The 14,317-nt window shown below is 71.0% G+C and carries 8 protein-coding genes; all 8 read left to right on the forward strand.

Features of this window, described 5'->3' with window-relative positions; translation table 11 throughout:
* The first annotated feature begins 12 nt into the window (after nt 1–12).
* Nucleotides 13–4,518: a type I polyketide synthase gene (locus ACZ7CF_RS40210; RefSeq protein WP_470372313.1), complete on the forward strand. Its 4,506-nt coding sequence runs from the start codon at nt 13–15 to the stop codon at nt 4,516–4,518.
* A gap of 5 nt (nt 4,519–4,523) precedes the next feature.
* The gene (locus ACZ7CF_RS40215) at nt 4,524–7,838 is read left to right on the forward strand and encodes a non-ribosomal peptide synthetase (RefSeq protein ID WP_470372314.1); all 3,315 of its coding nucleotides are present in this window, start codon (nt 4,524–4,526) and stop codon (nt 7,836–7,838) included.
* Nucleotides 7,839–7,878: 40 nt separating this feature from the next.
* Entirely contained in the window at nt 7,879–8,844 is a 966-nt protein-coding gene (locus tag ACZ7CF_RS40220; RefSeq protein WP_470372315.1) for a thioesterase domain-containing protein, read from the forward strand.
* A complete protein-coding gene (locus tag ACZ7CF_RS40225) occupies nt 8,841–10,805 on the forward strand; it encodes an oxidoreductase (protein WP_458432787.1) in 1,965 nt (654 codons plus the stop codon). The genes ACZ7CF_RS40220 and ACZ7CF_RS40225 overlap by 4 nt, the downstream gene beginning before the upstream one ends.
* Before the next feature lie 62 nt (nt 10,806–10,867).
* Nucleotides 10,868–12,121, forward strand: a complete 1,254-nt coding sequence (locus ACZ7CF_RS40230; RefSeq protein ID WP_458432786.1) for a cytochrome P450 — start codon at nt 10,868–10,870, stop codon at nt 12,119–12,121.
* Nucleotides 12,122–12,234: 113 nt separating this feature from the next.
* Nucleotides 12,235–13,455, forward strand: coding sequence for a salicylate synthase (locus ACZ7CF_RS40235; protein ID WP_360384781.1), 1,221 nt, complete (start codon nt 12,235–12,237; stop codon nt 13,453–13,455).
* Nucleotides 13,456–13,578: 123 nt separating this feature from the next.
* Entirely contained in the window at nt 13,579–13,719 is a 141-nt protein-coding gene (locus ACZ7CF_RS40240) for a hypothetical protein (protein ID WP_360384779.1), read from the forward strand.
* A 55-nt stretch (nt 13,720–13,774) separates the two neighbouring features.
* Nucleotides 13,775–14,230 carry an SRPBCC family protein gene (locus ACZ7CF_RS40245; protein ID WP_360384777.1) on the forward strand — a complete coding sequence of 152 codons (456 nt, stop codon included), beginning with the start codon at nt 13,775–13,777 and terminating at the stop codon, nt 14,228–14,230.
* Nucleotides 14,231–14,317 lie beyond the last annotated feature (87 nt).

Raw genomic sequence — 14,317 nt, forward strand, 5'->3', positions numbered from 1 at the left:
GAAGAGCGGCTCGTGGAACGCCTTTCAGAGCTCACGGGCACACCCGCTCAGTTCGTCGACGTGGACGAACGGATCAACCGCTACCTCCGCGACTCGGTGCAGATGGTCCGGCTCCTGACCGATCTCGGGACCGAGCTGGGCAGGCCGTTGCGGCCCACGATGATGTGGGAGAACCCCACCGTCAGGTCACTCGCCCAGGCGGTGAGCGCCTCCGTGCGGCACGGGGAGCCGAGCCCGGCTCCCGCTCCGGCCACGCGCGGTGCCCGCTCCGACGAGGCCATCGCCGTCGTCGGCATGTCCTGCCGGTTCCCAGGGGCCGGAGATCTCGACGCGTACTGGTCGCTGCTGTCGAACGGGGTCGACGCCGTCGGCACCGTGCCGTCGGAGCGGTGGCACGCGGGCGACGCTCCGGCCGGGACCGACGGCTGGCGGGGTGGTTTCCTGGACCGGGTCGATGGTTTCGACCCGCAGTTCTTCGGCATCTCACCGCGTGAGGCGGCCGAGATGGACCCACAGCAGCGGCTGGCGATGGAGCTGTCGTGGGAGGCGCTCGACGACGCGGGCATAGCGCCCCACAGCCTCCGGGACACCCGGACCGGCGTCTTCTTCGGCGCCATGTGGCACGACTACGCCCAGTTGGCCGCGGGTGACCTCGCCGGAACCACGCAGCACACCGCGACGGGGCAGGACCTCAGCATCATCCCCGCCAGGATCTCCTACTTCCTCGGGCTGCGCGGACCCGCCATCACCCTGAACACCGCCTGTTCGTCCGCGCTGGTCGCCATCCACCAGGCACGGCAGAGCCTCCTGCTCGGCGAGTCGTCGCTCGCACTGGCCGGCGGGGTCAACCTGATCCTCGCGCTGGACAGCATGGTCGCGATGGACCGGTTCGGCGCGATGGCGCCCGACGGGCGGTGCAAGGCGTTCGACAGCAGGGCGAACGGGTACGTGCGGGGTGAGGGCGGCGGTGTGGTGGTGCTCAAACCGCTGTCCCGCGCGCTGGCCGACGGCAACCCCGTCCACTGCGTCATCCGGGGGAGCGCGATCAACAACGACGGCTTCAGCAACGGCATGACCGCCCCCAGCCCGGCCGCCCAGGTGGAGGTCCTGCGCGACGCCTGCGCCGACGCCGGGATCGACCCCGCGCACGTCGACTACGTCGAGGCGCACGGCACCGGGACGATGCTCGGCGACCCGATCGAGGCGGGAGCGCTGGGCGCGGTGCACGGGGCGGGGCGCCCGGCCGACCGCCCACTGCTGCTCGGCTCGGCGAAGACCAACATCGGCCACCTCGAAGCGGCCGCGGGGATGGCGGGCTTCATCAAGACCGTTCTGGCGCTGAGCCGCCGTTCCATCCCGCCGAGCCTGCACTTCGAGACCCCGAACCCGCACATCGACTTCGACGGCCTGCGGCTGCGGGTCGCTGCACGACGCACGCCGTGGCCGCGGCGGAACCGTCCCGGGCTCGCCGGGGTGAGCGCCTTCGGTTTCGGCGGCACCAACTGCCACGTGGTCCTGGAGGAAGCGGGCACGGGCGGGCCGCACCTGGTGCCGCTGTCGGCCCGTGACGAGGACGGGCTGCGCGCTGCGGCGGCAGAGCTGCTCGAAGCGTGCGAGCGACCCGGTGCGACGATGCCGGCGCTGCGTTCCGGTGCCGTGGCACGGGGAGTGGGGGAAGGACAGCGGCTGGCGGTCACCGCGGAGGACCCCGCCGATCTGGCGAGGCGGCTCACCGCGCACCTCGACGGCCGTCCCCTGCCCGGCACGGTGACCGGCCTCGTGGAAGCGGATCGCGGCAACCCCGTCTTCCTGTTCGCCGGTCAGGGATCGCAGTGGCTCGGCATGGGCAGGGACCTGGTGCTCGAACCGGCCTTCCTGGCCGCGATGCGGCGCTGCGACCGCGCGATGCGCCCCTACCTCGACGTGTCGGTGCTGGACGTGGTGCTCGCGGACGACCCGGCCTGGCTGGAGGACCTGAGGCTGGTGCAACCGGCGATCTTCGCCGTGCAGGTCGCCCTCGCCGCTCTGTGGCGCTCCTGGGGAGTGCACCCCGGCGCGGTCGCCGGGCAGAGCCTGGGAGAGATCGCGGCAGCCCACGTGGCGGGGTGCCTGAGCCTGGAGGACGCGGTGCGGATCGTCTGCGTCCGCAGCACGATCGTGCACGGCGCCGCTTCCGGCTCGGGCGCGATGGCCGTGGTCGACCTGCCGGTCGAGGAGGCTCGCCGGGTGATCGCGAGCCGCGCGGACGAGATCTCGATCGCCGTCAGCAGCGGTCCGAACGCGACGGTGATCTCCGGAGCTGCTGACGCCGTGCGGGACCTCTCGTCCGAGCTCGCGCGGTCGGGCGTCACGCTGCGGCCGATCCAGGTGGACTACGCGTCGCACTCACCGCAGATGGACCCGCTGCTGCCCGAGCTGCGGTCGGCGCTGAGCGGTGTGCGTCCCCACCGCGGTGTCATCCCCTTCTACTCCACGGTCGTCGGCCAGGACGTGGCCGGTGACGAGCTGGATGCCGAGTACTGGTGCGACAACCTGCGTGAGCCGGTCCTCTTCGCGGAGGTGGTGCGGCTGCTCGTCGCCGAAGGGCGGCGTGACTTCATCGATGTGAACCCGCACCCGCTCCTCGTGCACAACGTGACCGAGTGCCTGGCGGAGGCGGGCCGCGAAGGTCACGTGCTGCCGTCCTCCCGGCGGGCGGAGCCGAGCCGCCCGGTGCTGCTCGACTCCCTCGGCCGCCTGTACTGCCTGGGGCAGGACGTGAACTGGTCCCGTGTGCACGCCCGGACCGGCCGAGAGCCGGCGGAACACCCGCACGCACCGGACGGGCAGGAGCGGGAACCGGTGGTGCTGCCCCTGTCCGCGCACACCCCGGCCGCGCTCGCCGAGGGAGCCACGGCACTCGCCGAGGTCGTGCGGACCGCCGCTGACCTCGGGGACATCGCCCACACGGCCGCCCGCCGCTCTCCGCACGCGCGACGACTGGCCGTCGCGGGTGCTTCGCGGACCGAGCTGGCCGATGCACTCGAAGGAGCCGCGGAACGGCCGTTGGCACCGACGTGGAAGAAACCGTCCGTCGTGTTCGTCTTTCCAGGCCACGGCGCCGCTTGGGCGGGCATGGGCCTGGAGCTCGCCGCGACGGAGCCGGTGTTCAGGGATGCGCTGGAAGACTGCGCCGCGGCGATCCGGCGGGTCAGCGGGTTCTCCGTCCTCGACTATTTGCGGCGGGAGAACGGGGAAGCGGACATCCCGTTGATCGAGGAGGTGCAGCCGGCCCTGTTCGCGATGGAGGTCGCGCTGACGGCCCTGTGGAGGTCCTGGGGCGTCGAACCGGCCGCGGTCGTGGGGCAGAGCATGGGGGAGATCGCCGCGGCACACGCCGCCGGCGCACTGTCCCTCGAGGACGCCGCACTCGTGATCTGCCGCCGCAGCACGCTCCTGGCGTCGATCCGCGGGCAGGGTGCGATGGCGCTGGTCGAGCTCGGCCTGGAGGAGTCGCGGAAGCTCATCGGCCGGTGGGACGGCCAGGTCGAGGTCGCGGCGAGCAACAGCCCGTCCTCGACACTGCTGGCCGGGAGTCCCGAGGCGGTGGAAGAGGTGCTGGGCGAGCTCGAGCGCACGGAGGTGTTCGCACGGCGCATGGTCGTCGACGTGGCCGGGCACAGCCGGCAGGTGGAGCCGCTGCTCGGCGAGCTCCGCGCCGAGCTGCGCGGGGTCTGGCCCGCCGCGACCTCGGTGCCGTTCTGCTCCAGCGTCACCGGTGCGCTGAGCGCGGGTGAGGAGCTGGGGACGTCGTACTGGCTGCGGAACCTGCGTGAACCGGTGATGCTCTGCCCGGCCGTCGCCCTGCTCGCCGAGCAGGGGCACCAGGTGTTCCTGGAGATCAGCCCGCACTCCGTGCTCGGCCCGGCGATCGACGCGACGCTCCACTCGGTCGGCGCGACGGCCACCACGGTCGCCAAGGCGCACAGGAAGCGCGGTGAGCGGACAGGCCTGCTGGAAGCCGTCGCGGCGCTCTACACGGCGGGGTGCGAGGTCGACTGGGACCGGGTGCAGCCCGCCGGTGGCCGCACGGTTGCGCTGCCCGCCTACCCCTGGCAGCGCGAGCGGTACTGGCTCGACCGCGTACGTGGCACTCGCCGCGAGATGACGAGCGCGATCGATGACGGTTCGCGCTCGGAGCCGGAGGAAGTCGTCCCGCAGGAGGCCGCGAGCAGCTCCGACGACGGTGCGGCCTTCGAGGACCGGCTGGCGAACCGGGTGGCCAGGGTGCTGCGCCTGCGGCAGGACGAGGTCCAGCGCGACGTCCAGCTGAGCAAGCTGGGCATGACCTCCCTGATGGCGATGGAACTCCGCAACCTGGTCCTGCGTGATCTGGCCGTGGAGATCCCGGTCTCACGCGTGCTGCGGGCGGACGGGGTCTCCGCACTCGCGGCCGAGGTCCAGCCGTCGACCGGTGCCGGCCAGCCGGCGCCCGGCGCGGCGGCGGTCGTGGGATCGATGGACTGGATGGAGCTGTGAACGCGATGACCTCACTGGTGGAGCTGCTGAGGCGGGGCGTGCAGCTGACGCCGGCCGGTGACCGGCTGCGGTTGCGGGCTGCTCCGGGAACCCTCGACCCCGCCGAGCGGGATGCGGTGCGGGAGCACAGGTCCGAGCTGCTGGAGCTGCTCGGCGGGCGCTCGGCCTGCCGGCTGACCGGTGTGCAGAACCGCATCTGGTTCCTCGACAGGCTCGACCCGACGGGAGTGGCGTACACGTTCACCGTCACCTACCGGATCGAGGGGCCGGTCGACGCGCCGGCGCTCGCCACCGCACTGGAGACCGTCTGGCGCCGCCACCCCGGTCTGCGGGCGACCTTCGAGGAGATCGGGGGAGTGCCGGTCCAGTTCATCGACCCGGAGTCGGCACCCGTGCTGAGGAGTGCCGATCTCCTCGGCGCCGATGCCGAGGAAGTCGACCGGGAGCTGCGAGCGGCCCTGATCGCGCCGTTCGACCTCGCTCGTGGCCCGTTGGCGCGTTCGGTGCTCGTGCGCACCGGGGAGCGGGAACACGTGTGGGGGCTGACCCTGCACCACCTGGTCGCCGACGGGTGGACCACCGGGCTCGTCGTGCGGGAGGTCTCCGAGATCCTCAACGGCGAGAGCGGTGCGGACGCGGGCTTGGACTACACCGACTACGCCGAGTGGGAACGCACACACGCCGACAGCCCCGCCTCGGCCGGGAACCTGGACCACTGGGTGGGTGCGTTGTCGGGAAGCACCCCGCTGGAGCTGCCGCTGGACCACCCGCGCCCGCCCCGGCGCGGCCACGTCGGCGCGCGGGTCGACTTCGTCCTGCGACCGGAGCTCACCACCGGGCTCACGGAGCTCGGCAGGGAGGAAGCGGCAACCCGGTTCGCCACGCTGCTCGCCGTGTACCTCGTGCTGCTGTGGCACTCCACCGAGCGCGAGGACATCTCGATCGGCACGCCGTGCGCCAACCGGCTGGACCCCGGCTTCGAGCGGACCGCGGGGTGCTTCGTCAGCACCCTGGTGCTGCGCGTCGGCCTGTCCGCCGAGCTGAGCTTCCGCGAGCTGGTGCGCAGGACCGCCGCCGTGTGCGCCGACGCCTGGGACCACCAGAACTACTCGTACGAGAAGCTGGTGAGCGAGGTGGCCGGCAGCCGCGACCTCAGCCGCAGTCCGCTGTTCCAGGCGTTCTTCGCCTTCCAGGACGCGTTCCACCCGCTGAGGCTGCCCGGCGCCACGGCCGAGCTGCGCCCGTTCGACACCGGCAGCGTCCAGTTCGACCTCGAACTGCACTTCCACCCCGACGCCGGCGAACGGGGACTGCTGGGGAGCTTCTACTACGACACGGCACTGTTCGAGCGGTCGACGGTCGAGGCCATGGCCCGCCGCTGGCAGCACCTCGCCGCGTTGCTGGTCGGCTCCCCGGACCTGCCGATCGGCGACGTCTCCCTGATGACCGAGCTGGAGCGCCGGAACCTCCGCAGGCGCAACAGCACCGCATCGGACCACGCACGGGACACGACGGTCGACCGGCTCGTGGCGGCGTGGGCCGAAGCTGACCCCGAGCGCGTCGCCGTCCGCTGCGACGGCCGTGAGCTCGGCTACGCGGAACTCGACCGCGCGGTGTCGGCGCTGGCCTGCCGCATCGATGCCGCGGGCGGTCGTGGCCGGCGACTCGGGATCTTCCTGGACCGCAGTCCCGACATGGTGGTGGCGGTGCTGGCAGCGGTCCGCGCGGGAGCGGTCTTCGTCCCGCTGGCCACCGATCTGCCCGAGGAGCGGATGGCCTGGATCGTCGAGGACACCGGCATGTCCCTGGCGGTCACGCGATCGGACCTCGCCGCCCGCCTGCCCGAGCGGGTCCGGCCGCTGCTGGTCGACGGGTCACCGGACGCGACGCCGCACCGGCCGCTCGATCCGCCCGCAGCCGGCAGTCCCGCCTACGTGCTGCACACGTCCGGGTCGACGGGCCGGCCCAAGGGTGTCGAGGTGCGGCACGACAACCTGCTGAACCTGCTGCACGCGATGGCGGTGAAGCCGGGAATCCGGCAGGACGACGTGTTCCTCGCGGTGACCAGCCTGTCGTTCGACATCTCGCTGCTGGAGCTGCTGCTCCCGCTGGTCACCGGTGCGGCGGTCGTCGTCGCCACCGCGGGGGAGGCGGCGGACCCGGCTCGCCTGGCCGGCCTGCTGGACACCAGTGGTGCCACCGTCATGCAGGCGACGCCCTCCACGTGGCGGATGCTGTTCGACTCCGGCTGGAAGGGGCTCTCCCGGCTCACCGCGCTGTGCGGCGGAGAGGCCATGAGCCGCGACCTGGCCGACCAGCTCCTGGCCGGGTGCCGGGAGGTGTGGAACCTCTACGGTCCGACCGAGACGACCATCTGGTCCGCCCGCTGGAAGGTCGACGCGACCGGTCCCGTGCGCATCGGGGAGCCGATCGAGAACACCCGGTTCTACGTCGTCAACGGACGCGGCCTGCTCGTGCCGCCCGGAGTGCCGGGCGAGCTGTGCATCGCGGGGGAGGGCGTCGCGAACGGCTACCTGAACCGGCCGGAGGAGACCGAGCGGCGATTCGCGGACCTGGCGGGGGTGGCCGACGCGCCCGAGCGCGTCTACCGCACCGGTGACCTGGTCCGCGAGTCGGCGGACGGCACGCTGACCTTCCTGGGCAGGACGGACCAGCAGCTCAAGGTGCGCGGTCACCGCGTCGAGGCCGCCGAGGTCGAACACGCGCTGCGCCGGCACCCCGCGGTCGTCGACGCCGCGGTCACCCTGGCGGCGGACGGAGTGCTCGTCGCCCACCTGGCCGCGCATGACGGCGACACCGTCTCCGCGGGTCGGCTCAGAGAGCTGCTCGCTCCTGTCCTCCCCGCCTACATGGTGCCGCAGCGCTTCGTCCTGCACACCGCGCTTCCGATGACTCCCAACGGCAAGGTCGACCGCACGGCGCTGTCGTCGATGGTCGCGGAGCCGGCTCCGAGCGCCACCGCGCACGAACCGCCGGCCGGCGGGACCGAGGCGGTCGTCGCGGAGATCTACGGCGACCTCCTCGGCCGGACCGGGGTCGGCAGGCACGACAGCTTCTTCGACCTGGGCGGGCACTCCCTGCTGGCCACCAGGGCGCTGTTCCAGGTCGAGGAGCGCTTCGGCGTGCGGGTGGAGCTGCAGAACCTCTTCGCGCACCCCACGGTGTCGGCGCTCGCCGCACGGATCGACGACGACCTCACCCGCGGTGTCCGGGACGACCTCGCCATCAGCGCCGCGCTCGACCAGCTCGAGTCGATGTCGGACGAGGACGTCGCCCGCCTGCTCGACGGCCTCCACTGACCAACCAGCGAACCAGCGAACCAGCGAACCAGGAGACAGTGTGAACACGACCGACCGGCTCCAGCAGCTGTCCGACACCAAGCGACTGGCGCTGTTGCGGCTGCTGGAGAACAAGAACATCGGGAACGACCGGCTGCTCACCCTGGAGGGGTCGAACGTCAAGGTGCTGCGGGAGGGCACCCCGATCCTGTTCCTCTACCCGGCCACGGACGGCAGCGTGAGCTACATGAACAACTACCTGCCGCACATCCCCGAGACCTGGGGCGTGTATGCCCTGCAGACCCCGGGAATGGACGGTGAGCAGGCGCCGTACCGCACGGTCGAGGAGCTGGCCGCCCACGGCATCCGCCAGATGCGCCGCGTCCAGCCGGAGGGCCCCTACTACGTCGCGGGGAACTGCATGGGCGGACTGCCCGCGTACGAGACGGCCCGCCAGCTCCACGAGCAGGGTGAACGCACCGGTCTCGTCCTGCACCTGATGCCGAACTTCAACCGCCCCTGGAAGGAGCTGCCGGTCGACAGCGCCTCGTTGCAGCAGCGGGCGATCATGGACTACGTCTACATCATCGAACGCCTGCTGGCCGTGCGGATCGACCTGCCGTGGGACGAGCTGAACGAGCTCGACGAGGATGCACAGGTCGAGTTCGTCGTCCGCTACGTCGACGAGCACGACCTGCTGTCCGGAATGGACCTCGACGTCTTCCGCAACCGGATGGCCATCTACAAGGCGAACCTCTCGGCGATGCTCACCTACGACCCGTCGACCGGCTTCGACGGCAGCATCACGATCCTCGCCGTCGGCGAGGCCAGCCGGCAGGAGACCGCGATCCACGCGATGTCGCCCTACGCCGCACCGCTGCGGTCGATCCACCGCGACCGGATCACCACCGTCTTCGTGGACGCCGACGGCGGCGCGCTGTTCGACGGTGCCGAGCCGGACATCGGCAAGATCGGCCGCGAGCTGCGCGAGATCGTCTCCGCGGCGGGCGAAGGCACCAGGGCGTGACCACCGAGGAACAGGACCGGTATCCGCACCTGTTCTCCCCGTTGCGGGTGGGCAACGCGCGGCTGAAGAACCGGATCGTGTTTCCGGCGATCATGAACAACTACGCGCGCCAGGGGCTGGTGACCGACCGCACGGTCACCTTCTACGCCGAGCGCGCGGCCGGTGGCGCGGCGATGGTGGTGTCCGAGGCGCTGTTCGTCCACCCGAGCTCGGTGCCCCCGCAGACGGGTCTCGCGGCGTACGAACCCGCCAACACCGCGGGCTTCGAGCGCCTCGCGGCCGCGGTCGAGGAACACGACTGCCGGATGGTCGGTCAGCTCCTGCACTCGGGCAGGCAGCAGGTGCGAGGTCCGGTGTCGGACAGTTCGATCGGGGTGTCGCCCCTGCCGGACCCGTACAGCTGGACGGTTCCGCACGTGATGTCCACGTCGGAGGTCCGGATGATCGCCGAGTCGTTCGTGGCTTCGGCCGCCGTCCTGCAGCGTGCGGGGTTCTCCGGCGTCGAGGTGCACGCGGCGCACGGTCACCTGATCACGCAGTTCCTGTCGCCGTGGTCGAACACCAGGCAGGACGAGTACGGCGGCGACCTGGACGGGCGGACCAGGTTCCTGCGCGAGGTCCTGGCCGGCATCCGGTCGGTGTGCGGGACGGATTTCCTGCTGGGCTTGAAGATGCCGGGTGACGAGCTGGTGCGGGGAGGCATCACCGCGGAGGAGTCGGCTCGCATCGCGAACCGGGTGGGCCAGGAGACTCCGCCGGACTACCTCGCGTTCGGCCAGGGCAACTCCTCGCTCAGCTTCGGCGACCACGTGCCCGACATGCACTACCCGCCCGGCCCGTACCTCGGGATCCAGCGCGACCTCAGGGCAGCGGTGGACGTCCCGGTCGTGGCGTTCGGCCGCGTCACCTCCGCTGCCGAAGCCGAGGCCGTGGTCAGGGACGGGGTCGGTGACCTGGTCGGCCTGGGACGTCTCCTGGTGGCCGATCCCGGCTTCCCGGCCAAGGTGCGGGCGGGCCGCGAGCAGGAGGTGCGGCCGTGCCTCTACTGCAACGTCTGCTGGGGAGAGGTCACCAGTGGCCGCACGATCGCCTGTGTGGTCAACCCCGACCTCGGCACCGGTGGTGAAGCCGCCGGCCGGGTGCGCGGGTCGTCGACGAAGCGTGCGGTGACCGTGGTCGGCGCCGGTGTGGCAGGTCTTCGGGCCGCCGCGGCGGCGGCCGAACGAGGGCACCGGGTGACCTTGCTGGCCGGACCGCACCTCGGCGGCAAGGCGAGGGTGGAGTCGCTGTTGCCGGGACGTGCTGACATCGCCACCACGCTGGAGCACCACCTGTGGCTGGTGGAACGCAACGGCGTGCGCGTCGAGCGGAGTGCGCGCGTGACGGAGGAGATGGTCCTCGCGACCGGTCCCGACGTCGTCGTCCTCGCCACCGGGGCGCGGATGATGCGACCGCCCACCCTGGCCGCCCACGGCGAGGACGGCGTCAGCGTGCGCGACCACCTGGTCCACGGCGACGGCGGAGGCAGCGACGGCACAGCGGTGCTGTTCGACTTCGACCACTCGGCCGGGACCTACGCGGTGGCCGACCTCCTGGCGCGGCGGTACCGCGACGTGGTGCTCATGACGCCCAGGGCGTCCCTGGGCGACGCGGTGCCGTACGTGAGCCGCCTTGGTGTCCACCGGAGACTGCACGAGGCGGGCGTGCGCATCGAGTTGTCGACCGAACCGCTGCTGTACGAGGACCGCGTGCTGCGCTGTGCGAACGTCTTCACCGGGCGGCTCACCGAGATCGAGGACGTGGCCCTGTTCACCTGGTCGACCCCGCGTCAGCCGGTCGACGAGCTGTCGGGTCCGCTGTCGGCGAGCGGGGTGCCAGTCCACGTCATCGGGGACGCGTACGCGCCGGGAACCATGCTCACGTCGATCCGGGAGGCCGAGGTGCTCGGCAGGCGGCTGTGAGCGCGCCTCAGCGGTTGTTCCTCCGGGCTTCCGGTTCACCCAGCCAACTCCGTGGAGATGAGATGCTGAACAGCAGCACGGGCCGTTGCCCTGTGCAAGGGCGGTTCGACCCGCTGGCTCCCGACTACCTCGCCGACCCGTACCCGGCGCTCGCCACCCTGCGCGAGGAAAGCCCGGTCTTCTACGAACCGCAGCTCGACATGTGGCCGGTGACCCGCCACGAGGACGTCAAGCGCGTCCTCACCGATCACGAGAGCTTCTCCGGTGCGATCACCCAGACGCCCTTCTACCCGCTTGCACAGGAAGCGAAGGAGATCCTCGACGCCGGGTTCCACGCCACCCCGACCGTCTCCAACTGCGACCCGCCCAAGCACACCAGGGTGCGCGCCTTCAACGTCAAGGCGTTCTCCGCCAGGAGGATCGCGGGGCTCGAACCGGTCATCCGCGCCTGCACCACCGAACTGCTCGACGGTGCCGCCTCGAAGTCGCGGTTCGACCTGGTGCACGAGCTGACGGCACCACTGCCCGCCAAGATCGTGTTCAGCCTGATCGGCTTTCCCGAGTCGGACTCGGAAGCGCTCAAGGCGCTCGCCCTCAACCGCATGGCCTTCACCTGGGGACGGTCCACACCGGATGAACAGGTCAGGATCGCGGGAAGGATGGTCGAGTACTGGCGCTACTGCACGGACTTCGTCGCCGCGCGCAAGGAGGACCTGCGGGACGACTTCACCAGCGACCTGCTCCGCTCGCACCTCGCGGATCCCGCCGCGCTGTCGGTCGAGGAGATCGTCAACGTCATCCACGCGGTGAGCTTCGCCGGCCACGAGACCACCACCAACGCGTCGTCGAGCACGCTGCAGCGGCTGCTCACGCACCGGGAGCAGTGGGAGGCGATCTGCGCCGACCCGTCGCTGATCCCGAACGCGGTCGAGGAGGGTCTGCGCTTCGACCCGAGCCTGCACACCTGGCGCAAGATCACCACCAGGCAGGTCGACATCGGCGGGGTCACCGTCCCGGCGGGGGCCAAGCTCCTGCTCCTCATCGGTTCCGCGAACCACGACCCGGCACGGTTCGCCGACCCGGACCGGTTCGACGTCCACCGGTCCAACCCCCAGCAGCACCTCACCTTCGGCAGGGGAATCCACGCCTGCTTCGGTGCTCCGCTGGCTCGGCTGGAGATGCGGGTCGTGCTGGAGGAGCTGACGGCACGCCTGCCCCACCTCCGGCTCGCGGACGGTGAAGTCGTGCGCTACCACGAGAACGCGTGCTTCCGCGGCCCCGTGCGGCTGTGGGTGGACAACCCGGCCGCGGCCTGAGCCACCACGACCCACGCGCCCGGATGCGGGCGAGCTGCGAACCGACTCGACCTAGGAGAACTGCACTGAGGTACTGGGAACGTCACGTCGCACTGCCGGCCGATCCTCTTCGCGTGGCTGCCACGCTCGCGGCGACGTCGACCGAGGACAACGTGCTCTACGAGAACCAAGGTTCGATCTGCTGGGGTGAGGGCGCCCATGCGACCGTCACCACGCGGGCGGGCGAACCGCTGTCGGCGCTCGCCACCCGGCTCGCGGAGGTCGACGTCGACAACTGGCGCGCTTACGGCTGGGCCACCTTCGAGCTGTCCTACGCGTTGTACGGACTGGACGACGCGCCGACGACCGACACGGTCACCTTGATGATCCCGCGGCGTGAGGTGCGCTTCGAGAACGGCATCGCCCTCCTGCGCGCACTCACCGCGGCGGACGTGAACGCGCTGGAGTCGCGGCTCGCGGCTGCCGTGCTGACCGGCGGGGTCGAGCCGGCGGAGGCGCGCGTCGAGGTCGATGTCGACGGCCACGACGCGGAGAGCTACCGGGCCGCGGTCGCGGCGGGCATCGCGGAGATCCGCTCCGGCGCGCTGGACAAGGTGATCCTCTCCCGTGTGGTACCGGTGCAGGAAGACATCGACATGCCCACGACGTACCTCACCGGCCGTCTTGCCAACAACCCGGCGCGATCGTTCCTCCTGCGCCTTCAAGGCTGGGAGGTCCTCGGGTTCAGCCCGGAGATCGTGATCAGCGTGAGCTCCAAGGGCGAGGTGGTCACCCAGCCGCTGGCCGGCACGCGCGCCTTCTTCGGTGATCACGAAGCCGACCGGGTGCGGCGTGACGAGCTCTACCGCGACGCCAAGGAGGTCTTCGAACACGCGATCTCGGTGCGCCTGGCCGCGACCGAGCTGTCGACCGTGTGCAGACCGTCGACCGTCCGCGTCGAGGAGTTCATGAGCGTGAAGGAACGCGGCAGCGTGCAACACCTCGCCTCCCAGCTCTCGGGTTCGCTCGCACCGGACCGCACCGGCTGGGACGCGTTCGCCGCCCTCTTCCCCGCGGTCACGGCGTCCGGCATCCCCAAGGCCTCCGCGTGCGAGCTGATCCGGCGCGCCGAGACGCAGCCGCGCGGCCTCTACAGCGGCGCCGTGCTGACCGTCGACCAGGACGGCGCCATCGACGCGGCTCTCGTCCTCCGCAGCGTGTTCCGCCGCGACGGCGACATCTGGCTGCGGGCAGGCGCGGGCATCGTCGCCCAGTCCACCCCTGAACGGGAACTGGAGGAGACGCGGGAGAAGCTGCGCAGCGTGTCCCGCTTCCTCGTGCCGTCCGCGGAGTGAGCCGAGCCGGCGGAGAACCCGCGTTCCACCCCGTGGAACTCAGCGATCTGGGTCACACCCTTTTCGACTACATTCATTGCCATCGTTCAACAAAGCCAGCGGGGGATTTCACCAGGAGTGACCATGAGCGTTCAAGAGCAGTTGCGCGGCGGTGCACCGGATCTCGACGACTTCCCCACGCTGTGCAGTGTTCCGCTGCGGCCGGAATGGTTCGACGACGAGGAAGAAAACCCGGCAGCGGGGGTCGTCCGGGGTACGGACTGATCAGCAGGAGATCAGCTGCTGGTGCAGCGAACCTACCCGTAGTAGGTTCGCCTGCATGACCCCGGACGCCACCGCGCACGTCGATGTCGCCGCCTCACCGCAGCGAGTGTTCGAACTGGTCAGTGACCTGCGAAACCTGAGCGGCGTCGCCGAGGAGTACGCGGGCGGTAAGTGGCTGGACGGCTCCGGCCCGTCGGTCGGCGCGCGGTTCCGCGGCGTCAACCGGCGCGGACGGCGGGTGTGGCCGACGACCTCCACGGTGACGGACTGCTCCGTGACCCGGTTCGCGTTCGAGGTGAGGTCGCTGGGGCTTGCGGTGGCGCGCTGGCAGTACGACATCGAGCCGACCGCCGGCGGGTGCCGGGTGACCGAGTCGACCTGGGACCGCCGGCCGGGGTGGTACGTGCCGATCACGCGGCTGGCCACCGGCGTGAAGGACCGGGCGGTGACGAACCAGCGGAACATCGAGGCGACGCTGGAGCGGTTGAAGAAGGTCGCGGAGTCGGGCTGACCGCGCAGAATTCCACGGACCTTAAACCGATTTAAAACCCTTTGCCCACAACCGAATTCTGAACCCGCCCCGTGATCTCCCCGTAGT

This window comes from Lentzea sp. NPDC036955, assembly GCF_055608005.1.

Coding starts and splice junctions, on each gene's coding strand:
- ACZ7CF_RS40215 (WP_470372314.1), top strand. CDS start 4,524: ATGACCTCACTGGTGGAGCTGCTGAGGCGGGGCGTGCAGCTGACGCCG.
- ACZ7CF_RS40245 (WP_360384777.1), top strand. CDS start 13,775: ATGACCCCGGACGCCACCGCGCACGTCGATGTCGCCGCCTCACCGCAG.
- ACZ7CF_RS40240 (WP_360384779.1), top strand. CDS start 13,579: ATGAGCGTTCAAGAGCAGTTGCGCGGCGGTGCACCGGATCTCGACGAC.
- ACZ7CF_RS40230 (WP_458432786.1), top strand. CDS start 10,868: ATGCTGAACAGCAGCACGGGCCGTTGCCCTGTGCAAGGGCGGTTCGAC.